General features: G+C 61.2%; 23 protein-coding genes. 11 read left to right on the top strand and 12 right to left on the bottom strand.

Features of this window, described 5'->3' with window-relative positions; translation table 11 throughout:
* Positions 1 to 6: 6 nt before the first annotated feature.
* Positions 7 to 1176: an iron-containing alcohol dehydrogenase gene (locus EHW12_RS28890; protein ID WP_024487884.1), complete on the bottom strand. Its 1170-nt coding sequence runs from the start codon at positions 1174 to 1176 to the stop codon at positions 7 to 9.
* A gap of 997 nt (positions 1177 to 2173) precedes the next feature.
* Positions 2174 to 3190 carry a hypothetical protein gene (locus EHW12_RS28885; RefSeq protein ID WP_125052404.1) on the bottom strand — a complete coding sequence of 339 codons (1017 nt, stop codon included), beginning with the start codon at positions 3188 to 3190 and terminating at the stop codon, positions 2174 to 2176.
* 419 nt (positions 3191 to 3609) lie between these two features.
* On the opposite strand from EHW12_RS28885, the gene EHW12_RS34770 reads away from it, so the two are divergent.
* On the top strand, positions 3610 to 3786 hold the full coding sequence (locus tag EHW12_RS34770) for a hypothetical protein (protein ID WP_156511704.1): 177 nt from the start codon (positions 3610 to 3612) through the stop codon (positions 3784 to 3786).
* Here EHW12_RS34770 and EHW12_RS28880 read toward each other — a convergent pair whose 3' ends face one another.
* The 6 genes from EHW12_RS28880 to EHW12_RS28855 all read right to left on the bottom strand — a co-directional run bounded on the left by EHW12_RS28880 (position 3787) and on the right by EHW12_RS28855 (position 9837).
* On the bottom strand, positions 3787 to 4770 hold the full coding sequence (locus EHW12_RS28880; RefSeq protein WP_125052402.1) for a nitronate monooxygenase family protein: 984 nt from the start codon (positions 4768 to 4770) through the stop codon (positions 3787 to 3789).
* Positions 4771 to 4850: 80 nt separating this feature from the next.
* Complete coding sequence (locus EHW12_RS28875) at positions 4851 to 5987, bottom strand: CoA transferase (RefSeq protein WP_125052400.1); 1137 nt, start codon at positions 5985 to 5987, stop codon at positions 4851 to 4853.
* The gene (locus tag EHW12_RS28870) at positions 5984 to 7081 is read right to left on the bottom strand and encodes a hypothetical protein (protein WP_125052398.1); all 1098 of its coding nucleotides are present in this window, start codon (positions 7079 to 7081) and stop codon (positions 5984 to 5986) included. Before EHW12_RS28870 ends, EHW12_RS28875 begins: the two co-directional genes overlap by 4 nt.
* A gap of 51 nt (positions 7082 to 7132) precedes the next feature.
* A complete protein-coding gene (locus tag EHW12_RS28865; RefSeq protein WP_007735582.1) occupies positions 7133 to 8089 on the bottom strand; it encodes an ABC transporter substrate-binding protein in 957 nt (318 codons plus the stop codon).
* Positions 8090 to 8179: 90 nt separating this feature from the next.
* Positions 8180 to 8953 carry an ABC transporter ATP-binding protein gene (locus tag EHW12_RS28860; protein WP_037126877.1) on the bottom strand — a complete coding sequence of 258 codons (774 nt, stop codon included), beginning with the start codon at positions 8951 to 8953 and terminating at the stop codon, positions 8180 to 8182.
* Positions 8954 to 8964: 11 nt separating this feature from the next.
* Positions 8965 to 9837, bottom strand: coding sequence for an ABC transporter permease (locus tag EHW12_RS28855; RefSeq protein WP_007735586.1), 873 nt, complete (start codon positions 9835 to 9837; stop codon positions 8965 to 8967).
* Positions 9838 to 10070: 233 nt separating this feature from the next.
* Between EHW12_RS28855 and EHW12_RS28850 the strand changes: the two genes are divergently transcribed.
* The 3 genes from EHW12_RS28850 to EHW12_RS28840 all read left to right on the top strand — a co-directional run bounded on the left by EHW12_RS28850 (position 10071) and on the right by EHW12_RS28840 (position 12931).
* A complete protein-coding gene (locus EHW12_RS28850) occupies positions 10071 to 10961 on the top strand; it encodes a LysR family transcriptional regulator (RefSeq protein WP_007735587.1) in 891 nt (296 codons plus the stop codon).
* Positions 10958 to 11884 (top strand): LysR family transcriptional regulator, encoded by a 927-nt coding sequence (locus EHW12_RS28845; RefSeq protein WP_007735588.1) that lies wholly within the window; start codon positions 10958 to 10960, stop codon positions 11882 to 11884. Before EHW12_RS28850 ends, EHW12_RS28845 begins: the two co-directional genes overlap by 4 nt.
* A 186-nt stretch (positions 11885 to 12070) precedes the next feature.
* Positions 12071 to 12931 (top strand): acetylxylan esterase, encoded by an 861-nt coding sequence (locus EHW12_RS28840; RefSeq protein WP_042448096.1) that lies wholly within the window; start codon positions 12071 to 12073, stop codon positions 12929 to 12931.
* 60 nt (positions 12932 to 12991) lie between these two features.
* On the opposite strand, the gene EHW12_RS28835 is transcribed toward EHW12_RS28840, so the two are convergent.
* A complete protein-coding gene (locus EHW12_RS28835) occupies positions 12992 to 13480 on the bottom strand; it encodes a hypothetical protein (protein WP_042922958.1) in 489 nt (162 codons plus the stop codon).
* 67 nt (positions 13481 to 13547) lie between these two features.
* Positions 13548 to 14447 (bottom strand): LysR family transcriptional regulator, encoded by a 900-nt coding sequence (locus EHW12_RS28830; protein ID WP_042448101.1) that lies wholly within the window; start codon positions 14445 to 14447, stop codon positions 13548 to 13550.
* Between the two features lie 119 nt (positions 14448 to 14566).
* On the opposite strand from EHW12_RS28830, the gene EHW12_RS28825 reads away from it, so the two are divergent.
* From EHW12_RS28825 to EHW12_RS28805, 5 genes are all read left to right on the top strand, one after another.
* Entirely contained in the window at positions 14567 to 15793 is a 1227-nt protein-coding gene (locus tag EHW12_RS28825) for an MFS transporter (protein ID WP_064443519.1), read from the top strand.
* 39 nt (positions 15794 to 15832) lie between these two features.
* Entirely contained in the window at positions 15833 to 17275 is a 1443-nt protein-coding gene (locus tag EHW12_RS28820) for an amidase (RefSeq protein ID WP_125052396.1), read from the top strand.
* 71 nt (positions 17276 to 17346) lie between these two features.
* The gene (locus EHW12_RS28815; protein WP_003943230.1) at positions 17347 to 17865 is read left to right on the top strand and encodes a MarR family transcriptional regulator; all 519 of its coding nucleotides are present in this window, start codon (positions 17347 to 17349) and stop codon (positions 17863 to 17865) included.
* Between the two features lie 122 nt (positions 17866 to 17987).
* Positions 17988 to 18488: a hypothetical protein gene (locus EHW12_RS28810; RefSeq protein ID WP_125052394.1), complete on the top strand. Its 501-nt coding sequence runs from the start codon at positions 17988 to 17990 to the stop codon at positions 18486 to 18488.
* A 55-nt stretch (positions 18489 to 18543) separates the two neighbouring features.
* Positions 18544 to 19410 carry an NmrA family NAD(P)-binding protein gene (locus EHW12_RS28805; protein ID WP_116058258.1) on the top strand — a complete coding sequence of 289 codons (867 nt, stop codon included), beginning with the start codon at positions 18544 to 18546 and terminating at the stop codon, positions 19408 to 19410.
* Between the two features lie 42 nt (positions 19411 to 19452).
* On the opposite strand, the gene EHW12_RS28800 is transcribed toward EHW12_RS28805, so the two are convergent.
* The gene (locus tag EHW12_RS28800; RefSeq protein ID WP_030537164.1) at positions 19453 to 19701 is read right to left on the bottom strand and encodes a DUF3253 domain-containing protein; all 249 of its coding nucleotides are present in this window, start codon (positions 19699 to 19701) and stop codon (positions 19453 to 19455) included.
* A gap of 105 nt (positions 19702 to 19806) precedes the next feature.
* Here EHW12_RS28800 and EHW12_RS28795 point away from each other — a divergent pair, with 105 nt between their 5' ends.
* Together EHW12_RS28795 and EHW12_RS28790 are read left to right on the top strand one after the other, a co-directional pair.
* Positions 19807 to 20433, top strand: a complete 627-nt coding sequence (locus tag EHW12_RS28795; RefSeq protein ID WP_197487710.1) for a class I SAM-dependent methyltransferase — start codon at positions 19807 to 19809, stop codon at positions 20431 to 20433.
* 115 nt (positions 20434 to 20548) lie between these two features.
* The gene (locus EHW12_RS28790; RefSeq protein ID WP_020971317.1) at positions 20549 to 21016 is read left to right on the top strand and encodes a hypothetical protein; all 468 of its coding nucleotides are present in this window, start codon (positions 20549 to 20551) and stop codon (positions 21014 to 21016) included.
* Positions 21017 to 21035: 19 nt separating this feature from the next.
* Here EHW12_RS28790 and EHW12_RS28785 read toward each other — a convergent pair whose 3' ends face one another.
* Complete coding sequence (locus tag EHW12_RS28785; RefSeq protein ID WP_046379623.1) at positions 21036 to 21473, bottom strand: SRPBCC family protein; 438 nt, start codon at positions 21471 to 21473, stop codon at positions 21036 to 21038.
* Between the last annotated feature and the right edge of the window lie 56 nt (positions 21474 to 21529).

Here is a 21529-nt window from a genome sequence, read left to right as displayed (position 1 = left end):
GCTCGATCAGAGTGCCCGCCGCAACAAAGGAACCAAAGCATCCGGATTCGCGATGGGGTTCGGATTGGTCCCGCACCAGATGTCCTTGAACGTGTACGTAGCCAGACTGGGGAGGTCGTTTTCGGTCAGCCCGACTTCTCCCAGCGATCTCGGCATGCCGAGCCGCCGGATGAGCGAGTCCGCCAACTCGTGTGCGGGCGTTTGCGGCGCACCCAAGGACGCACTGATCAGCGCCTGGCGATGCTCGTTGACTTCGCGGTTGTACTCGAGCGCGAAGGGCGCCATGACGCAGGAGGTGTACCCGTGTGGGACGTTGAACGAACCGCCGAGTGCATGCCCGACGGCATGGCTGACGCCCATGTCGAGGCCTGCGACGATCGCGACCATTGACGACCACGCACCGACCTGGCACATCAGCCGCGCATCCACGTCGTCGGTGTTCTCCTTCACTCGGACGAGTCCTTCGGAGAGCAGTCGTATGGCATTCATCGCCATCCCGTCGTAGTACCCGTTCGATTCGAGTGAGCCCAGGGTCTCGAAGGCGTGGTCCAGTGCGCGAACCCCGGTCGACAGCCACAGCCACTCCGGAGTGTGCAGCGTGAGTGCAGGATCGAGGATGACAGCCTTCGGGGTCATCGCCGGATGCAAGTAACCCTCTTTGACGTTGCTCGTCTCATCCGTCGACCCGGCCAACGCGTTGAACTCACCTCCCGCCAGGGTCGTGGGCGCCACCACTACCGGGATCTTCGGGGCGGAGAAGGTGGGGGCGGTCACCGATGTGTCGGGATTGACCTGCAGGTGGTAGGCGTCCATTTGCGATGCCTCGCGAACTCCGTGCTCCAGAGTGATTGCAAGGATCTTCGCCAGGTCCGTCGCCGATCCGCCGCCCACGCACAACAGCATGTCCGGATCGGCGTCGGCAGCAACTCGGGTGGCAGCAATGACGTCTTCGCGCGGTACATGAGGTCGAACCGCATCGAACAGTCCCACGAATCGATCACCCAATGCCTCGATCACCCGAGCGATCTCGTCGGTCTGCGAGTTGAGCGTCCCGCTACATACGACGAAGACTCGGTTCGCCCCGAGCAACTCTGCTTCCTGGGCCGCGGCCTCCGCGACCGGAGCGCCAATGCGGACTCTCTCCATGGACGGCAGAGAGACAAGTGATGACTGCACGGCAATACCATCTTTCTTTCTTGATCCTCAATCCACCACGACGTCGTCAAGAGCGCTCAGCTCTCGCTCGGTCTGTTCAGGAGTGGGATAGAGCGTGGATCCGGCGCTGGGAAATGTCTCGCACCCCGTCGCAGGCTAACAGTGGTTACCCTATAGGAGATTTGTGGCGCACGCCACAATCGTTTGTCTTTTGGCCAGCGGAACCAGAGGGCGAGGTTAGTCCGTGGGCGTAAATACTGACTTGATCTGCAGTTTTTCAGAAATCTTCATGGCTCTCGGCGGCGCGCCGTTGCATCTCCAGTGGAGGGCGAGAATCGGTTACGGTGGATTCGATCCCCAAAAGGTCGAATTACCTAACCGCCGATTGCCTAATTTCGGGAACAGCTGCGTGATGACGCCTGGGTTGAGTACTGGGGCTGTAGCCATCACTGGCACTCTGGTGACGGACGCCGAATCCAGTGCGCACCCTTCCCTGCACTCAGGTGCATGGTGTCGACGGCGCGACATGCATCGACTTCGCCGTGGAGAAGCGCCTCGACCTTTCCTTGGTCAGAACAGCTGCACTGTGGTGAACAATTATCGCGAGGTATGCCGCGGGTCGATCCGGCTGCAAAGGGAGTTGGCATATCGGGGACGAAGGTTTCTTCTTCCGAGATTCACTCCGCCGAAGCTGACCATTGCAGTCGGTCCGGCAAAGTTAGTCGAGACCCTCGGCTTCTGCTGGGGCTTCGAGACTGGGCATACCCACGGTAAATCCGCTGCCGCCGCACGACGCGAACTGTTTCTTCGACTGGATGGACCGTCAGCTAGAGGACATGATTTTCGGGGTTCGATTACGTGCGTATCGAAAGGAGGTGCTGCGTTGTCTGCGTGAGCAAGGGGGCACCGAAGAGGAGAGCACGATGATGTTGCGTCACTTCGGTTCTGAGAGCGCGGTGCCACATCGGCAACCACCCTTCTGCTTGCCGCGCCACACTCGCCGGAGGCTCTGGTCGTGTCACTCGCCCTCGATCAATGGATCTTCCAGTTCGAGAAGCGCGACCTCGTCCGGATTCAAGTTTTCGTTCGGATCCACGGATCGGGTCAACCGGTCGTTTGGACCCAATTCGTCTGGCGCCTGGATGATCTGAAGACCTCGTGCCAAGATCTCGACTCGTCCACGGTTCTCGTTGCTCGTGAGATCTGCTGCGAAAGCAGCAGCTACGGCGTCGCGTGCCAGAGCCTCCGCCAGGTCCCAATCATGGATGTAATCCTCGACCGAAAGGTTCGCTTCTCGCCGGCTCAGCGCGGCCGAAGTGCATCCTTGAAAGTAGAGAGCGACCAACTCCTGAGCGCCGTCCCACTCCGCCTCCAGGCCGAGGGCTACCGTGTTCTCCCGCAACGCGGATCGAAGGTCGAGCGCGTCAGCTGCTCTCATCGGGGGTGACGCGCGCACCTTGCTCACGTACTCCTCGAACCCGATCACGGCGACAGTCCCGACGACATCGATTACTGCGGGCCAATTCGGCCCCAGATGGCTGGCGAGGTCGACGTCCGTGATGGTTGTCGACTCGATGTGCCGGACAAGCGAATCGAGCGAACGATCTGCGTCGTCGTAGAGTCCATCTCGTTGCGCCTGACGAAGCCACTCCGCTTCTGCGACTATCGCATCTCCGGGAATCGAACCGGCGTTCTCGAAAGCTTCATCAATGGATAGCTCAGTACCGACAGCGACTTGGGGCCCCCAAGCCGCTCCGTTGACTCGCAAGAGCTGCGCAGCAGTCTGTACCACGTTCGTCAAACGAACCGACGCGTCAGAAGAGCGACGCAACGTAGCTGCATCGGGCCTCGACGGGATGGGTTCACACGCTGGATTGTGCCGTCCACGTTCCGCTTTCGTGATGGTCTCTTCGATATTCGCAGAGGATGGGCGTGCAGCGAAGATCTTCGATACACCGATAGCACCAGCAGTAGCCACAGCGATGATCAATCCCGCTGCAACGAATTTCGCCCTCCGGATCGGTACCGCATGCATGCTCTTGATTCCCCTTCGGTGTGCCCCGGACGATGCGAGCGAAATATCGGATTCTATCGCGAACGCTATCGGGCTCGTGGGACTTCAGTATTCGGTCAAGCGCAAGATTGTTGCGGGGATCGTAGCGCCATAGGGACTAGGTGCCTTGAAAGGGTTGTGAGACGACTTCGACGATCGCACAGTCGGGACGGGCGCGCCGGGCTCTCGTCCTTGCTGTATGCAGTCGAAGCCAAGAAATGTCGGGGGACGTAATGGGGGGAGCTGCTGTGGGCCGACGGTGATGTTTTGGTAGCCCCATGGCCACAACGTCGAGTAGATCGTGTTCGGTGCCGATCAAAACCTTGCGGTTGTTACTCTGATGACCGCAAGCAATTCGGAGTACACCTCCTTTCCTCGTCCTGACGTCAATGATCGTCCGGATGCACCCGAAACGATCGAACGGCGATGACAAGCCGCGAGGCGATCGCGAAGAGCTCACCGTCACCGCACGACGCATCGAGGACGAGGTATCGGCGGCATGCGGGTCGACGAGCGCAACGGCAGGGGTCATGCGCGAAGGACTGGCCGACTGTAGCGCTCAGCGGGTTCGGACGTAGTCAGGCGCTGACCGGGTCCAGGAGGCCGGTAAGCCGTCCGGCAATCAGTGCTTCGGCCTCTGTGACAATTCGTTCCACCAATTCACCCACTGTGGGGATGTCGTGAATCAATCCTTGCACAGTCCCAGCCGTCCAGATGCCAGCCTCCTGGTTGCCGCTGTCGAACACCGCTCTGCCCCGCGCACCGGCAACAAGATGTCGAACGTCTTCGAATTTGCCACCACTGGAGAGAATTTCGACAACTTCTCGGCTGATGCTGTTGCGTGCTACCCGTGCGGTATTGCGTAGTGACCTGAAAATCAGTTCCGTGTCGACCTCCGAGGCAGCGACTATCGCCTCTTTGATGTTGCGGTGAATCGGAGACTCCTCGGTGCACATGAACCGGGTACCCATGTTGATGCCGTCGGCGCCGAGCGCCAGGGCGGCCACCAATCCTCGCGCGTCGGCAAATCCACCGGACGCGATCATGGGAATGCTGATCCGCTCTGCTGCTGCAGCTATGAGGACGAGACCCGGTACGTCGTCTTCCCCTGGATGCCCGGCACATTCGAACCCGTCGATGCTGATGCCGTCGACACCGAGGGCCTGGGCTTTGACCGCGTGGCGGACGCTGGTGCACTTGTGGAGAACCTTGATGCCTGCGCCGTGAAAGTGCGGCAGATGGGGCGCGGGAGACGATCCGGCTGTCTCGACGACTTTCACTCCGCAGTCGATGATCACGTTGCGATACTCATCGTAGGGCGGGGGCGTGATCGTGGGGAGGATTGTGAGATTGACTCCGAACGGTTGGTCGGTGAGCTCGCGCGTTCGGGATATTTCTCGGGCAAGATCGTCAGGTGTCGGCTGTGTCAGGGCAGTGAGCATGCCGAGCGCGCCGGCGTTTGCAACTGCCGCTACGAGTTCTGCTCTCCCCACCCATTGCATGCCGCCCTGCACGATTGGGTGGCGAACTCCGAACGTCTCGGTAAATGCGGTGGTCAGCACTGGACATCTCCTCGATGGTGCATGGCTATCTGTTTGTCAGTTACGTTGGTGCAAAGTCAATTTCGACCCGAACGGCGCATTCAGCGCGTCGATGTTGTCCACTCGTTCAAGGCCGGAACCTGTGAAAGTTCAGTTCGTGCCATCGGAGGTTCGGCGCGATAGGGCATGGCAGGCGTCAAATACTGTTCGCCATGTTCGTTGGTGCCGGGGATGAAGGTACGGTTCGCGATCACATCGTCGGCGCAAATTACCTGGTCGTAGTCACGCACAACTGCGGCAACCACTCCGGCCGCAGTGAGATGCTCTACTGCCTCAGCGGCGCTGCGATGGCAAAGCTGCTTCTCGATCGTGGCGACGAGGTCTGCACGGTTTTCCACGCGCAGCGCGTTGGTGGTGAACCGCGGGTCGTCGGCCAACTCCGGCAGGTCGATTGCCTTGCACAGTTCAATCCAGGCTTGCGGTTGGTATCCGCTGATCACCAGCTCGCCGTCGACGGCACGAAAGACGTCTGCCGCCGGTGCGACGCTCGGTTGTCCGTTCCCTTTGCGACTCATGGGCTTTCCGGATACCTGCCACTCGATCCAGTTGGCGGTCTGCAAGTGGATTGCGACGTCCAGCAGGGAGACTCGGACGGACGATCCTTTGCCGGTGCGCTCACGTCGAAGTAGCGCTGCCAGTACCGCTTGAGCGACAACGTAGCTCGTTGCATGATCTATGACCGGTGCGCCCACACGTTGTGGCGGGCTATCCGCCTCACCCGTCACCGACATCAGTCCGCTCTCTGCTTGCGCAGCGATGTCGAGCCCCGCGCGGGTGGCGGACGGGCCTTCCGCCCCGTACCCGCTCACCGAGACGGCGATGATTTCCGGTCGCAGGCGTTGGAGTTCGGCAGAGGAGAATCCCAATCGATCGAGGGTTCCCGGGCGAAGATTGTGCAGCAAGATGTCGCTCGACGCGATCAGATCCCGAGCTCGCTGCAGATCGGCGGAGTCTTTGAGGTCGAGGCAGATTGAACGCTTTCCACGGTTGTACCCGTAGAAGATGCCGCGCGCGTAGTCGGCGTCGATTTGTCGGGCCGGTTCACCACCTGGAGGCTCGAGCTTGATGACCTCGGCGCCGAGATCGGACAACTGCTGCCCGGCGCTGGGTATTGCGATCAGTTGACCGATCTCCACTACTCGGACACCTGCCAACGGCAGGTCTACTTCGTCGGTCATCGAATGATCTCCACATGAGGCGAAGTGACATCCTCAGCGGGCTCCAGGCAGCGCGCCAACAAGATGCCTTCGGTGTGGTTGCAGGGGTTCAATCGATTTCTGTCACCTTCTACTCCCCCGATTCGGATTGTCACGGTTCCATCGTCATTGCGCTCGAAGTGCGCGTCGTTGAGATTGACGGTGTGGTCGCGGTACTCGAAGGACTCGAACCAGTGGTTGTACAGCATCACTCCGAAGTAGGTGCAGTCCGGGAGAGTGAATGTAATATCGACGGCAGTAGCGTCTTTCAGTGACCACCAGCCGGCAACGTATTGGTTGGAGCTGGTGCCGTAGAAGTCTCCCCACCCTCGCTGCTCCGAGGTCACGCGAATCTCGTTGGGAGACTGACTGAGTGTTTCGATGAGCTGAAGACTGCGTCGAAGGCTCACGTCCATGCCACGAGCAAGTTTCGTGAGGCGCTGGGTCAGCCACGCCGTCTCGAGATCGGGGCGTGCACCAGGCGGCGGACCGAGGCGCTCGATGTGGAGAACAGGATCGATCTCCGCGTTACGCGTCTTGTGATACACACGCACTACTACGTCGAAGCAGCGCTCATCCAGCCGAATGCCGCTGCGCCCCTCCAGCTCTTGTGCGACGAAGATCTCGAAGTTGCCGTCCGCGTCACACACCTTGTCGTCGATGACGATGTTGTCGGCGACCCTGTCGGTCCCAGACGCGCCCACACGATTGGCGAGGACGGCGACGTAGGGCACTGTGCCACGGTTACCGTGAATGCGATATGTCTCGTTGGGGTCGATCATCGCAGTCCAGTAGTCGACGTCGATGCCGTCTCCCCAGAACTTTCGCATCGGTGACATCAGGGTGAAGAGTTCAGGCCGGAGCACGTCTTGGCGCTCGATGTTCATCTCGGCGAGGTATCCGAACAGGCGAAGTGCGTGCCGTACACCTTCGGCGCTGTCCAGCGGCGATCCGGTAGCGGCAGCGGTCGAACCGAATGTCGCAAGACTGTCGGTGACTGCAGACCAAGCCTCGGTGAGCTGCCGGCGATCGTGCTGGGACTCGGATTGTGTTGACTGGTCAGCGAGTTGTGTCATCGTTTCTTCTCTTTCGTAGTAGACGAACTGGATTGTGTGTGGGGGCGTTGGTCAGCAGAGGGGGTCGAAGGGGACGTCTGCGTCGGACTTGCCCGAGGTCTGGTTGTTCACCCATGCGACGTTCTGGGTCCATCGGTCGGCTGAAATCTCGACCGGCCAGAGGGTCTTCTGCGAAGCCCACACCTGGTTGGCTTTGTCAGCAGGAACATTCATTCGCTCGGTGAGAAGTTGAGCTCCTGCTTGCTCGTTCGCAGGATCGGCTATCCACCCTGCTGCGGCCTCGAGCGCCGCACACACGGGGGCAGCAGCATCGGATTCAGCGAATGTGGCTGTCGTGACGAGCACCGTGCCCAGGCCGTATGAACTCACGCCGTCAGAGCCCACCGGGTCTACTTCTGTAATCGCCGTCATCGGAATTCCTTGAGCATCGAATACGGCCTGGCTGGCAGCGGTGAGAACGGCGGCATCTATGTCGCCCTTTCGTGCGAGTGGTATCTGACTCGCGGTGGGTGCCGCTGCGATGAATTGCACCGTGGAGCCGTCGATGTTTCTCTCTGCGAGAAGCTGATTGACGAATTGCTCGGCCGCGCCGCCACGTGACGGTATGGCGATCCGCTTGCCGGGCAAATCCTCGATGGTGGTGATGCCGCTGTCTTTCGTCACGGCGATGGCAAGATCGATCGACCCGTAGGGGGACAGTGGCCGCAGACTCTGCCCTTGCTCTATGGCCGGCACGACGGTTCCGGGTGCACCGACCGCGAGATCGGTTGTACCGCCGATGAGACCGCTGATGAGTTCGGGCCCGTTCTTTCCGTCGATGAGCTCGACGTGGAGGCCTTCCTTGTCGAACATTCCTTGTTGGACAGCGACGTAGACAGGCAGGGACAAAGCACTCGCAGGGTAGACCCCGATGGCGACGCTACCGTCGTTCGGCCGCCCTCCCCCTCCACACGCGGAAAGCAGTAGGGCCGCTGCAATGACTGTGCCGACAAAAGGTCGAAGTTTCATGGGATTCCTGTTCCTTGATGGCTGGGCGCATCAGAAATCAAGCTGAGTTGGCTGGGCGCATCAGTAATCAAGCTGAGTTGGCTGGGCACATCAGTGGTCGAGCTGACCACGTAGCCGGTTGAAGATTTCGATGTATCGAGGTTCGGCGGTGAGGGTTTCGAGTTCGCGGGGGCGTTCGATGTCAATGCTGACGTCGTCGATCACTCGGCCGGCCCCGAGCAGCAGAACGCGGTCGGAGAGACAGATGGCTTCACCGAGGTCGTGGGTTACGAAGATGACCGTCCGGCCTACCTGGGATTGCCAAAGCTCGAGGAATTCTCGCTGTACTTCGACTCGGGTTTGCGCATCGAGGGCGGCAAAGGGTTCGTCCATCAACAAGATGTCCGGATCCAGCGCCCACGTTCGGGCCAACGCGACACGCTGGCGCATCCCTTGGGAGAGTTGCCAAGTCCACAGCCGTGACGCCTCGGACATTTGAACGGCCGCAAGCCAGCGCGCGGATTGAGTTCGTCTCTCCGCCTTGGGTACTCCCCTCAATTCGAGACCGTACTCCACGTTCTTCTGCGCTGTTCGCCACGGGAACAGCGCATCTCGGGCCATCATGAAGCCCATCCGAGAACGAGCGTCGAATGGTGTTGTGCCGAGGACCTCGGTTTTGCCTTCCGTCGCGTCCACCAATCCAGCGAGCGCGTTGAGCAGAGTGGTCTTTCCGCAACCGCTCCTGCCGACCAAGCTCACGAACTGTCCGCGAGGGATGGTGAGGTCGAGATTGTCGACCACAGTTTTCGTCGACCCGTCGGGTGAGGGGAAGGATATCGTCAGTCCGTCGAGTTGTACGGCGGGTGTAATCACGTTGGTATCCATGATGATTCCTGTCATCGTCGAGCCGGCGGCTGCCACCGAAGGAGGTAGCGCTCGGCGAAGTTCATGACCTGGTTGAGGACGACTGCGACGATTGCGAGAAGTATGAGGATCGCGTAGACCGCTTCCATCCGGAACTGGGCCGAGTAGATCGACACAAGCTGGCCCAGCCCGTCCCGTGACGAGATCAGTTCCGAACCGACAACGCCAAGTAGCGAATAGATCAGCCCCAACCGAAGACCGGCAAAAATGCCAGGTGTTGCGACGGGGAGGAGGATGTGCCAGAACACCTGTGTCTTACTGGCATTCAGGACAGTGGAAAGTCGGAGCCATTCGTCGTCCACCGACTTCACACCGGCTCGTGCACTCGAGCAGACGATGAAGAAGACGAGTGTGAACGCGAGAGCGACCTTCGCCGTCATCGTGATCCCGAAGATGACGATAAGCAGAGGCGCCAGCGCAAGACGTGGCATGGCATTCGCCGCATCCAGGAACGGACTCATGATGCGTTCGAGGGTCGGAAGCAGTCCGAGAGAGAGTCCGACCGCCACCCCGACTGCGCTAGCGAGGATCCACGCGATCACGACGGCAGTCATCGTGGCACGCAAGTTCGACGAAATCTCGCCCGACTGCACCGCTGCGGTGAAGTAGGCCCAGGCCTCGCCTGGCGTTTTGGCCAGAACTGGCTCGATCCAACCTTGCGATGCGACGAGCTGCCACGCTCCGAGTAGGACCAGAAGCAGCGCGACCTGGGCCAGTCGTACCCCGATGGTGAGTCGCGTACCGGATCGACGCTGTCGAGCGGGCTTCGGCTCAGAGCGCGCCCGCCTCACGGAACGGAGCGACGTAGCACCGGATGGCGAACTTGCGGTGATGGTTTCGGTCATTTCGGCGCCTCCTCCGTTGTGCTCGCAGGCGGCGATTGGTGCTCGACAAAAGCAGACGGGTGCCTCTGGTCGAAGCTCCCCGGGTTGTTGCTCACTGCGTTCATATGTGAAGCAGATCACGGGATTCTTCTTCCCGTCTACGCCACATTCGAGAGGTATGCCATAGGGTTTCCCTATGCCTGACGGGCGCAAAATCGGGCGCGCGCGATGACTTCCACGAGAAGGGAACCCCAATGGACCGGCGTCATCTGGAATACTTTCTTGCCCTTGCTGATCGGGGCAGCATTTCCGCTGCTGCTCGCGGACTGGGGGTCAGCCAGCCGACAATCTCGGAGGCTCTGGCCAGGATGGAGAAAGAGTGCGGCCTGACGCTCGTCCGCCGTGGATCGCGGGGAGTCACCCTGACCGACGCTGGACGCGATCTCACAGGTCCGGCGGCCCAAGTACTTCGGGCATACCGGGATTTGGATCACGCTTTGCATCCATTGAACGTCGTGCAGCGGGGTCGGCTGACGGTCGTGTGTCCGCGAACATTGGCGCGTGATCCAGCGGCCACGGCCCTGGGTGCGTTCAAAAGAAAGTTTCCGAACGTTGCGGTGACGATGCTCAGCAACGACACCGACGGAATCGGAACGGTGGTCGCCTCGGGTCAGGCTGATATTGGGCTCGGGGTGGACGAGGTGTTCGACGAGGGCGTTGAACGTATCCTTCTCGGCCGGCAACAAATCGTTGCGCTGGTGCCGGCCGCACGAAGTGAAGGCGAGGGGGCAGCGGCGTTGACGGATCTGTTGCGAATCGGATTGATCACCAGCCCGCGTGACGATGTCACTCGGCGACTGTTGGCGGAACGCCTGGGCGAAGGCACTGTGGACGAGGCGGTGGTTGCGGAGACTATCTCTGTGGCTTCGATGATCCCACTTGTACGCGCGGGAGTCGGTGTCGCTTTCCTTCCCGAATCTGTCGCCGATACAGTCGGAGAAGGTGTGGTGCTGTGTCGTACTCGGCCCCCGCTCACTCGTGATATCTGGATGTTCCACGGTTCGACGCCATCGCCTGCGGCACAAGCGTTTATCGAGACGACCAGCCGATTACGTGACGAAGGTGGAATGGGGAACGCCGGATGAGCAAGTTCGGAGAGTCCGCCACCCCGCGAATCGATCCGCGGCAGCTACAAGACTTCCTTGCCGTCGTCGAACACGGCAGTATCACGGCGGCAGCGGCAAATCAGTTCACGGGAACATCGAGCGTCTCTCAATCAATTGCGCGGCTCGAAAGACGGGTCGGAGGACGGCTTTTCAATCGAGGCCGGACCGGCGCGACGCTGACTGCGCGCGGACGGAATCTCATCGATCCAGCACGCGAAGCGCTGGCCGCGCTCGACCGATTAGTGGTCGAGCGCGAGTTCTTACTGTCAGCAGTCCCCCACCTCAGTGTTGCCACGACAGCGAGCCTTGCGGACGATCCCGCAGCGGTACTGCTCGGAGCGCTGCGCACGGAGGTGCCGAACCTGAGGATCACCATCTCGGATCCGCCTGGGTCGTCCGTGGCCGATGCGATTCATCCGGTCATGGCAGGCACCGCTGACGTGGCAATAATGGAGTCGCCGCCCACCGGTGTTCCCGGGACGCGCACGGTGCGCCTTCCGGACCACAAGTTGCGGCTCGTCTGCCCGCCCGGTACCCCGCCACCGGTGGACGGGGTATTCATCGGCGAAGATCTCATGCGCATCGGCTTGGTTGTCGCACCACGGTTCGAAACTTCCGATGTCTATCGCCATCTGCGGTCGATCGAACCGCGAATCGACCACGCATTCGTGATGAGGTCACAGCACCGCGATGCCTTCGCGGATTTCGCGTACGAAGGGATCGGTGCTGTCATCCTCGAACTCTCCAGTGCCGAGCGAGCATCCGAACGCGGGTGCACTGTGGGCGAGATATTCGAACTGCCCCCACGGAAGATCGCAGCCGTGGCAAGGGACGGCCAGAACACGCAGATCGTCGAACATTTCCTACGGCTGTGTGCCGAGCAATCCGCGCGGAAGCCGTAGGCCGAGGCGATCTCGACCTTGCGCTCTGGGTATTCGCGTCGCCCGGGCATCCACCGAGAACGATGATTTTGTCCACAGACACAACACTTCTGGGATAGTCCGTTTCCTGAAACAAAGCCGACGGGTTGCCTTCCCGTGAATATGTAATACACGTCACTCCGGATCAACTTCGAAAGGTTGACTTTCATGCGAAAGTCTCTGAAACATTTCGTGAATGCTGCAGCGGCGGTTGCGTTGTGCGCGACGCTAGGACTCACGGGCGCAACCGGAACAGCGGCTGCCGATGCGCCCGGCATCCCGAGCGTCGGGCACGATTGGGCGAGTGCAGGGCCGTACACCCCGAACGTCTCGATCGGGCTGGTGCACACTCTGTACTACCCGCGCCAGCTCGGCGCGCGCGGCGAGAAGCACCCTGTTGTGATCTGGGGGAACGGTACCGGTGTGCTCCCCGGTGCGTACACCTCCTTGTTGCGCCACTACGCCAGCCACGGATTCATCGTGGTCGCCGCCAATACACCGGCAAGCAACTTCGCCATCACCATGCGGTCGGGAATCGACCTCATCGCGGACAAAGCGGCCAGCCCGTCGAGTGTCTTCTACGGCAAAGTCGACCTGGAACACATTGGTGCGGTGGGGCACTCGCAGGGCGGGTCTGCGGCGATCAACGCGGCGATCGACGACCGCGTCGACACCGCCGTCGCGATCCAACCAGGCCCGCTCAATGATGTCGATCTCATCGACGAGCCCGTTCTCTATCTGGCCGGCCAGGCCGACGCAATCGTTTGGCCGGCGATCGTGCGGGCGATGTACGAGGACGCAGACCACGTGCCTGCCGAGTATCTGGAACTGCGCGGCGCCACGCACTTCGGTACGGCGATCAACGGCGGCGATATGCGCGGGCCGAGCACGGCGTGGCTGCGGTACTGGCTACTCGACGATCCGAACGCTCGCACCGAGTTCTTCGGAGCGAGCTGTGGATACTGCACTGACACCCAGCAGTTCTCCGACTTCGACCGCAACGATCTGGCCCGGCAGATCCCGGGCTGACGGTAAGTCGGGAGTCGAAGACGAACGACCTGTCTGTTCAGATCGGCGGAGTTGCGAAGCTCAAATGACGACGTAGCCGTACATTCGTTCGCCCTGAGCCACAGCTCTGGTCGCTAGTTCGACGAAGGCGGTCAGGAACGGCACTGAGTCCTCCGACGGTTCACTGGTCTCGTCGATCGCCCAGGCGGCCGCAGCGGCCGCGACGCCTTCTGCGTTCAATTCCGCTAGTGCATCACGCAATTCGTCGGTAACCGTGAGCACGAGGGTGTCGCCGTCGTCACTCATCGCGACGAGTTTCCCGCAGCGTGGACCTTTTGCAACTTCGTCGTAGGGGCGAGCGGTGAGGGCTGCTTCCAGTCGGCCGAGCGCGACAACTGGATCGACGCCTTTCGCCTGCAGAACTGGAGTCCCACTCGCAGCCAACTGGATCCGCGGGCGAGAAGCTGCGTTCGCCTCCATCACCTCTGGGTCCAAGTCGACGAGTCCCTCGAGGGCAGAGGTGGCATGCTCATCCGTGCGCGCGGTGAAGTAGTCGGTGATCGCAGACATGGCGCGATCATCTCACACACGATGCATCTCAATGCCCCGGACTCCTTCCGCGACTTACTGATCGACGTCAGGAGGGACAGGTGTGTGCTTCCTCGATCGCTTTCGCGAAAGCGCGAAGTCGTGGGCTTTCGAGATCGGTACGCCACACGAGACCCAAAGCAGATTCGGGTAATCCGTTGATCGGTACGAATGTGATGTCCGAGCGCTGGCTGTATGCAGCGGTTGCAGCGCAGAGGATGAGGCCGACCTGACTGAATGCGACCTGCGACAGGCCTTCCTGAACGGTGCTCGCCCCACCCTGCGTGGGAATCGTGGCTCCGCCCGGCGTCGTGCTCGGGGAATTCACACGCTGCCAATAGTCGGGGGCGGGGCCGGTGATGGGTACGAGACAGATCTGCGCCAACTGCTCGGCGTCGATCACGCCCAGTTCGCTGAACGGGTGATGGACTGAGACGGCGAGGGTCTGGGGCTGTCGAGAAAAGACGAGCCCGGTTGTCAGTTCCGGCTCATCTACGGGGAGAAGGGCCACTGCCGCATCGATTCGCCCGGCGAGTACATCACTGAACGGATCACCCAGGGGTAATTCTTTGATGGTCACGCATGTTTGCGGATGTTGTATCTCGAAACGAGAGACAGCAGCCGCGATCGAATCGTAAATTGCTCCTTGGAAACCCACCCGAAACGGCGTCGGCGTGTTGCGTGCTCTTGACTGAGCGTCCTCGATTACTCCGACAAGCGCACGATGCGCGGGAGCCAACGACGCAAGAAAATCGGCACCGAATTCAGTCAGGTGCACGCGGCGACTGGTCCGCGCCACCAGGCTGGTGCCGATACGACGCTCCAACGCGCTGATCAGCTGACTCACTCGGCTCTGGGAGATGAACAGCCGCTCGCCGGTGCGACCGAAGTGCAGTTCTTCAGCGAGAACGAGGAAGCACTCGATCTCACGCATCGGGGGCTCCGACATTTTCACTCCGACCCTGGACTCATTCGACCACTCCATCATGGCTCATCGATGAATTGAGCTAATGGTTGGATGAGCGATTCGCCGTTGATCCATCGGCGTGCAGGAGCTTCTCTGGTTACATGCCCCACTCCGCATCTGCACAGAACAGCCCTGCGTCCACGTCCTCAACCCACGCACACACCATTGAGAACCACTGGGCTGCGGTCGCGCTGATCGCAGCGTCCACCTTCATCGTTGTCGCGGCAGAGATGATGCCGGTCGGGCTACTCACCCCGATCGGTGCTGCTCTGGTGGAAAGTGAAGGGACCATCGGGCTCTCACTGGCCATTACCGGATTGGTGGCAGCGGCCACTGCCCCGTTTGTGCCCATCGTGACCCGGCGCTTCGATCGTCGGTCGACGCTTATCGTTCTGATGCTTGTAGTCGCCGCGGCGAACGCCCTCACGGCCCTTGCTCCGAGCTTCGTTTTCCTCGCTGTGGCTCGCGTCCTTCTAGGCGTGAGCATGGGTGGAGTCTGGGCACTCGCAGCTAGTCTGGCACCCAAATTGGTGGGTTCCAGATCCGTCGGGTTGGCGACCACGATCATCTTCAGCGGAATCGCTGTTGCCTCAGTTCTCGGTGTCCCTGCGGGGACGTATATCGGGGCAGTCGCCGGATGGAGCGTGGCGTTCTGGACTCTCAGCTGCGCGGCGACGCTGATCGCGATCGCCATGATCGCTGTCCTACCCACGATGCCAGCTGATCGGGCCTTGTCGCTCGGGAGTCTCGTGGCGGCCTTTCGGAACCCAGGAGTCCGGGTCGGATTCGCGATTACCGCGCTCATCGTCACCGCTCATTTCGCGGCGTACACCTATGTGCGTCCGGGGCTGGAGTTCTTCGCGGGGTTGAACGCTTCGCAGGTCGGCACAATGCTCCTGATCTACGGTGCATTCGGTGTCGTCGGCAACTTCATCGCCGGGCCGTCCGCTGCAAAGTCCCCGAAGGCGGTGGTCGTCAGCCTCAGCGTGGGAATAGCGGTCACACTCGCCCTGTTTCCGATCTCGGCTACCACCTTGATCGCAGCTGCTCTGCTCATGGCGGCTTGGGGCCTCTTCTACGGTGGTGCATCGGTGAGTACTCAAACATGGATTGCACAAGCAGCTCCCGTTCACCGCGAGGCCGCTTCTGCTCTATGGGTTGCAGTCTTCAATGCAAGCATCGCGCTCGGTGCGTTCGCGGGCGGACGCATTCACGACCACTCCGGTTCCGAAACGGTCTTCTGGACAGCCGCGGGAATCGCAACTCTCGCAATGCTGCTCGCGACATTCCGCAATCCCGTCGTGGCAAAGCATGAACTGACAACCTAGCCGCCTACACAAAACCTTCATAGAGGCAGGACAACAGATATGCACCAGATACCCGCTTCGGCATTCATGGATGTGGCCGAGTTGCTCGAACGCTATCGGGACAAATCGCTTTCTCCGGTGGACGTGCTCGAGTCCACCATCGAACGTATCGAGGCGCTCAACCCGACCTTGAACGCATTGGGACACACTTTCTTCGATACTGCACGAGCACAAGCGAAGTCAGCGGAACGCCACTACGCCCGCGGCTCGGATGTCAGCCTTCCGCTCGCCGGTGTTCCCGTTGTGGTGAAAGAGGATGAACCGGTGCAAGGACAACCTTGGACTCAAGGGTCCAAGGTCTATGAGGATGTGATCGCCACTCACACTTCCACTTTCGTGCAGCGAATCATCGACGCCGGTGCGATCGTCCACGCGCGATCGACGGCGCCCGAATTCTCCTCGGCCGCGTTCACACAGTCCGAGTTGTGGGGCGTCACTCGCAATCCGTGGAACACGAAATACTCCTCCGGCGGGTCTTCCGGTGGATCGGCAGTCGCACTTGCCACGGGGATGACGCACTTGGCTACCGGTTCCGATGTTGCAGGATCGATCCGAACTCCGTCGTCGTTCAACGGAATTGTCGGGTTCAAGCCACCACACGGCCGTGTCCCGGTCGATCCTCCCTTCAATCTCGATCGCTACTGCCACTGCGGTCCGATGGCGCGCACCGTAAGTGATTGCCTCACACTGCAGTCGGTCATCGCGGGACCGAGCTCCACTGACATTGCCTCGCATGTGCCGGCATCGCCGCTGCCCGGCCTCGCAACGCATTCGTTGACAGGAATGCGTATCGCCGTGATCCCCGCGTTGGGTGACTGGCCGGTTGATCCGGACGTTGCCGCCAACACCGCCAAGTTGGTGGACACCCTCACTGCGCTGGGCGCACGCGCGGAGATCATCGAAGTCGACTTGTCACGCGCTGCAATCATGCGTGCGGCCGCCATTCACTACGATCACGTGTTCGGTGCATCGATCTCCGCCGAAGCGTCCGCGCACCCCGACAAAGTCACGGAGTACGCGAAGGAATTCGCGCGATGGGCACGCCGCACCCGTGGTGACGCGACTTTCCTCGACGGACTCGCGATCGAAGCCGAACTGTATTCGTCGATCGGATCCCTGTTCGACACCTATGACGCGTTGATCACTCCGGCAGTGGCGACGGAGGGCTTTCTTGCCGGCGACGACTACGTGGGGCACGGAATCAATGTGGCTGGAACAGAATTGGAGTTCTACCTCGAGGCTGTACCGGCCATCACCTTCAACATCCTGAGCAGCTGCCCGGTGCTGACAATCCCCACCGGTTTCGCTCGGAACGGAATCCCCACGGGCACACAGATAGTTACGCGACCGTACGACGACCAAACGGCCTTTGCGATTGGTCTCGCTCTCGAGAAGGTCCTGCCCTATCCCGGCAATCACCCGGACTGCCATGCGGCCCCGTAGGAATTGTTCGGCGTTGACACGCGCTCTGGTGGAGGGTTGACCAGAATGTAGTTAGGTGCCATATTAGTTGCATGGCAGTGGACGGAACCGATCACGACTCACCCACTTTGGATCAGGCGCGGCGGCAGTTGGAGCATTACGGCCTCGGGTCCGATCCGCAGGCGGTGCTGGTTGCGGTGCGGTTGATCTCGGCGGGCGCGCGGCTCGGTCGAGCGACTGAGGTTCACTTCGCGAGGTATGGACTGTCGACCGGCCGTTACCGACTGCTTGCGGATCTGGAAGACCACGACGGGGAGAAATCTCCCTCACGTCTGGCGGCTGATCTCGGCGTCTCGCGAGCCACGGTCACCGGCTTGGTCGATGGGCTCGAGCAGGAGGGTTTGGTCGCTCGACGTCCGTCCGCGGAGGACGGGCGTGGTGCGGTGGTCGTCCTGACTGCTCGCGGCGCTCAGCGTTTACGTGACATGGCGCCCGAACACTTTGCTCGTCTCGAGGAAATGGTCGACGAGCTCACTGTCGACGAGCGTGCGGTTTTTCTGGATCTGCTCTCGCGGGTCGTTCGCGGTATCGGTGCGCTGACTGCGGAGTAGTCGGCTGGGATTCCAGGCATTCGCGTAGCGATTTCGAATCGTCGTCAATTCTCGACAGAGGCTTCTCCTTCCATGCCCAAATAGTTAGCCACCTAATTATAAACGGAAAGTTGGTCTCCTTCATGTCCGGACTCACCCCGCCGATCCGTCGCGAAAACAAAAAGGAGATAACCGATTCCAATCGACTCGACCCGGTTGCCGATCGTCGCGCCGCACGACCTTTCACCCTGTGGAGAGAGGTGCTGGTCGCCTACCTTGCCCCTGCGCTGATGGCGGGTGCGGGCGGAGTCGCATCCGGCCAATCGGGCCTCACGACGGCGGCATTTACGTCCATTGCGGGCACGTCGGCAGTGGTGGCGTTGCTGATCGGCTCCTGGCTGCAGCGTCGCGGGAGGTCACGGCCGTGGACCACGGCCCTGCCTCGCATCATGGTGGCGGCAATTCTTGCCGTCGGAGCCGCTGTGATTGCTGGTCTCGTCGGATGGTTCGCCTCCCGTTGGCTACCAGCTCACACGAGCGTAGTCGACACCGCTCGCCTTGCTCGCCTGCAACTCGATCTACCGATATCTGCCGCTGTGGCTGCCGTCATCGTCAGCTGGCGATGGCGCCGTCAGAATCCCTGACCGACAACATATGTCAACGATCCCCGGCTTCCCGGGGAAGACCGAAAGGAACACGATGATCGTCATCATGGGAGCGTCCGGAACCACAGGCGGCGCGTTGCTACACAGTCTCGCATCCTCGGGTGTGCCGAGCCGAGCGCTGTCCCGCGACCCGGACAGGCTGCGCGCCCACCTCGGCGACTTGGCCGACGGTTTGGTCGAAGTAGTGCCGGCCGATGCCGCAGACTCAACTTCGCTGCGCACGGCTTTCGAAGGGGCCGAACAACTTTTCCTCGCCATGGCCAACGGCCTCGAACAGGTCGAGCTCGAAACGCGTGTGATAGACATAGCCGCCGAGAGCGGCGTCGAACACATCGTCAAGATCTCCGACCCCGCCGCCGCGGCCGACTCCCCCATCGCTCTCTCCCGCGGCCACCATGCCGTCGGCGAACACCTGCGTGCATCCGGGATCCGCCACACTCTGCTCCGCCCTTATGCGTTCATGCAGAATCTGTTGCTCCTGGCTCCGGCGGTGGCTGCGCAAGGGGTGATTCTGGGCGCGATGCGGGACGCGCCGTGCAACTGGATCGACTGCCGAGACATCGGTGACGTCGCCGCGGCCGTGCTCACACGCGCCGACCTCGCCGGCGGTACCTACGTCCTGACGGGCAGCGAGGCAGTCGGCTACGGCGGCATCGCCGATTCTCTGACCCGCATGCTCGATCGCCCCGTCCAATATATCGACCTGCCACCGCACGAACTTCGGCAAAACCTCGTCGATCATGCCCACATGCCTCCGTGGCTGGCCGAGCACATTCTGGAGATCCAGCAACTTGCCGTCTCGCGCCCGGAGTCACCCACCGACACGGTGGCACGTGTCCTGGGGCGTGAGCCACGAAGCCTGGATGCGTTCCTGCGTGAGCATCTGGACCGTTTCCGCTGATTCACGCTGCGAGAGCAGTGCCGCCAGAAGTCACGCGGTTGATCAACGAGCCCACCGAATCCTGATCGGACCTCGTACGGATTCCGGGTCGACGACTTCGCCGCCTTGGGTGATCTGCACTTCGCCGTGGGCCACCATGTGGCGGGCAGCCTCTCGGACGGGTTCCATCAGCGGACGCCAATTGTCGGGTGCTGCTGCGCGGGCCACGTCGGAGGGGCAGATGCTCGACTCGGCCGATCGGGCATTGAGTAGTTCGCGGATCTTCGCCGCCAGTTCTTTCTCTTCCACCATATGACCTCAGTTTCCGGACGTGACCGTAGGCCTTCAACAGAGTATGAACCTTCGGTTCGGCGAGTTGTGGCGAAGGAATGGTGCACATCGATAATCATTGACGGCGTGGAGAATTCGAGTGCAACGCGCCGCGACGTAGTCCGAGAGTCGTATTCGGCCAGATCCCAGGAGTACACGGACCTCTTCGGCTCGATGGATTCGACGCACGTATCTGATCGGGCCCTGGTGACCAGCTGGGCTGCCACTTTGACCGGCCCCGTGCTCGACGCCGGGTGCGGGCCGGGGCAGTGGACAGACTTCCTGGCCCAGGCCGGGCTGGCTGTGAGCGGGATCGATCTCGTGCCCGAGTTCGTCGAACGAGCACGCAACCAATACCCGGATCTTTCCTTCGAGGTCGGGGGCTTCGAGGCGTTGGACGCGAAAACGAATTCACTGGGCGGCGTGCTGTCCTGGTACTCGCTCATTCACCATCACCCGCAAGATATCGAGGCACCGCTCGCTGAATTCGCGCGCGTGATCCGCCCAGGTGGTGGGTTGCTGGTGGGCTTCTTCGAAGGCACAACGGTAGAGCCTTTTGATCATGCCGCGACGACTGGTTATCGATGGCCGGTGACCGAACTTGCCGAGGTGCTGGTCACAGCGGGCTTCGACGTGATCGAGACCCATACCCGGACGGGGAGCGGCTACAGGCCGCACGGCGCAATCACTGCCAGCCGGCGCGGCGTCGAATAGCGGATCGAGACAGGGCGAGCAATTCTCTTTCATTCATTTCGTGTGAGTGGTGTGCTGGATGAGTCACTTCCCGGCTTTTTCAGCACCGGATCATCCACAGTTGAAAGAAGGCGCTATGACCACGATCCATCTTCACAAGACGACCACTGCGACGCCCGAACAGGTCCTTGCCGGCCTGACCGACTTCGGCCCGGGCCGTGAGGAAATCTTCGGCCGCAGTGCGGACAGCTACCTGAAAGTGCACCAACAAGGACCCCACGATGCTGATGTCACCGAGGGCTCCAGTGGTATCTGGGAGCGTCTGCACTACGACTGGACCGACCCGCACCGCGTCGTGATGACAACCACCGACTCCAACCTGTGGGGCGGGGCGTCGAGCCATACCTACACGCTGACCCGGCAACCGACGGGCCTGACCGATGTCGACGCCGTCGTGGTCCGGGACGGCAAGAACCTCAAGGGAAAGCTCCTGGCGTCGGTACTCGGACTCGTCGGCACCCAAGTGCTGGGAAAGTCGTTCACGAAGTCCATCGATGCCATCGAAGCTCGCAACGGTGGCGCGAGCGGCGGCAACACACAGTGACAAGAACCTGACGGACTTGTCAGAGCGCTTCGAGGGCTTCCGTCATCTTCTTCACCGTCTCTGGTGCCACTTTGGCTTCGAATCCCGCCTTCAGGAGAGGCGACGCAATCTTGGCGGCACCGTTGAACTCGACGTTCGCGTGATATTCGATCTCGGTCGAGTTCGGACTCACTGAAGTCAAGGTGATGTCGTCGGTACTGGTGGCAGTCTTGTTCTTTCCTTCGAGAACAACGTGATTCAGCTCGTCGGTCACCAGCGTGTACGTCAGTTCCGTGGTGACGCCGAACAGCTTCGACACGTTGTGCCATTGGGTTCCGACGCCGACAGGACCGTCGGAGATCTGCGTGCAACTCTCGGTGCCCGGATCCCACGTCGGCGCATTGGCGAAGTCGCGGAGAAACGCCGCAGCCTTCTCGATCGGTACCTCGGCGGTGAATTTGCGGGTGACGTCAACCATGCGGTGGGCCTTTCGGTTCATTTTTCGGCGGTAGTGCCGAGGCGAGACTTCGTTCC

It is taken from the genome of Rhodococcus sp. NJ-530 (assembly GCF_003860625.1).
GTDB classification, from domain to species: Bacteria; Actinomycetota; Actinomycetes; order Mycobacteriales; family Mycobacteriaceae; genus Rhodococcus_F; species Rhodococcus_F qingshengii.
The sequence above is the reverse complement of the archived record's forward strand: the minus strand, read 5'-3'. Positions and strand labels throughout refer to the sequence as shown.

What these genes read in the sequence shown, in the direction of transcription:
- EHW12_RS28885 (WP_125052404.1), bottom strand. Translation starts at nt 3,190, where the DNA reads ATGCATGCGGTACCGATCCGGAGGGCGAAATTCGTTGCAGCGGGATTG.
- EHW12_RS34770 (WP_156511704.1), top strand. Translation starts at nt 3,610, where the DNA reads ATGCACCCGAAACGATCGAACGGCGATGACAAGCCGCGAGGCGATCGC.
- EHW12_RS28875 (WP_125052400.1), bottom strand. Translation starts at nt 5,987, where the DNA reads ATGACCGACGAAGTAGACCTGCCGTTGGCAGGTGTCCGAGTAGTGGAG.
- EHW12_RS28870 (WP_125052398.1), bottom strand. Translation starts at nt 7,081, where the DNA reads ATGACACAACTCGCTGACCAGTCAACACAATCCGAGTCCCAGCACGAT.
- EHW12_RS28865 (WP_007735582.1), bottom strand. Translation starts at nt 8,089, where the DNA reads ATGAAACTTCGACCTTTTGTCGGCACAGTCATTGCAGCGGCCCTACTG.
- EHW12_RS28860 (WP_037126877.1), bottom strand. Translation starts at nt 8,953, where the DNA reads ATGGATACCAACGTGATTACACCCGCCGTACAACTCGACGGACTGACG.
- EHW12_RS28855 (WP_007735586.1), bottom strand. Translation starts at nt 9,837, where the DNA reads ATGACCGAAACCATCACCGCAAGTTCGCCATCCGGTGCTACGTCGCTC.
- EHW12_RS28850 (WP_007735587.1), top strand. Translation starts at nt 10,071, where the DNA reads ATGGACCGGCGTCATCTGGAATACTTTCTTGCCCTTGCTGATCGGGGC.
- EHW12_RS28845 (WP_007735588.1), top strand. Translation starts at nt 10,958, where the DNA reads ATGAGCAAGTTCGGAGAGTCCGCCACCCCGCGAATCGATCCGCGGCAG.
- EHW12_RS28840 (WP_042448096.1), top strand. Translation starts at nt 12,071, where the DNA reads ATGCGAAAGTCTCTGAAACATTTCGTGAATGCTGCAGCGGCGGTTGCG.
- EHW12_RS28835 (WP_042922958.1), bottom strand. Translation starts at nt 13,480, where the DNA reads ATGTCTGCGATCACCGACTACTTCACCGCGCGCACGGATGAGCATGCC.
- EHW12_RS28830 (WP_042448101.1), bottom strand. Translation starts at nt 14,447, where the DNA reads ATGTCGGAGCCCCCGATGCGTGAGATCGAGTGCTTCCTCGTTCTCGCT.
- EHW12_RS28825 (WP_064443519.1), top strand. Translation starts at nt 14,567, where the DNA reads ATGCCCCACTCCGCATCTGCACAGAACAGCCCTGCGTCCACGTCCTCA.
- EHW12_RS28820 (WP_125052396.1), top strand. Translation starts at nt 15,833, where the DNA reads ATGCACCAGATACCCGCTTCGGCATTCATGGATGTGGCCGAGTTGCTC.
- EHW12_RS28815 (WP_003943230.1), top strand. Translation starts at nt 17,347, where the DNA reads ATGGCAGTGGACGGAACCGATCACGACTCACCCACTTTGGATCAGGCG.
- EHW12_RS28810 (WP_125052394.1), top strand. Translation starts at nt 17,988, where the DNA reads ATGTCCGGACTCACCCCGCCGATCCGTCGCGAAAACAAAAAGGAGATA.
- EHW12_RS28805 (WP_116058258.1), top strand. Translation starts at nt 18,544, where the DNA reads ATGATCGTCATCATGGGAGCGTCCGGAACCACAGGCGGCGCGTTGCTA.
- EHW12_RS28800 (WP_030537164.1), bottom strand. Translation starts at nt 19,701, where the DNA reads ATGGTGGAAGAGAAAGAACTGGCGGCGAAGATCCGCGAACTACTCAAT.
- EHW12_RS28790 (WP_020971317.1), top strand. Translation starts at nt 20,549, where the DNA reads ATGACCACGATCCATCTTCACAAGACGACCACTGCGACGCCCGAACAG.
- EHW12_RS28785 (WP_046379623.1), bottom strand. Translation starts at nt 21,473, where the DNA reads ATGGTTGACGTCACCCGCAAATTCACCGCCGAGGTACCGATCGAGAAG.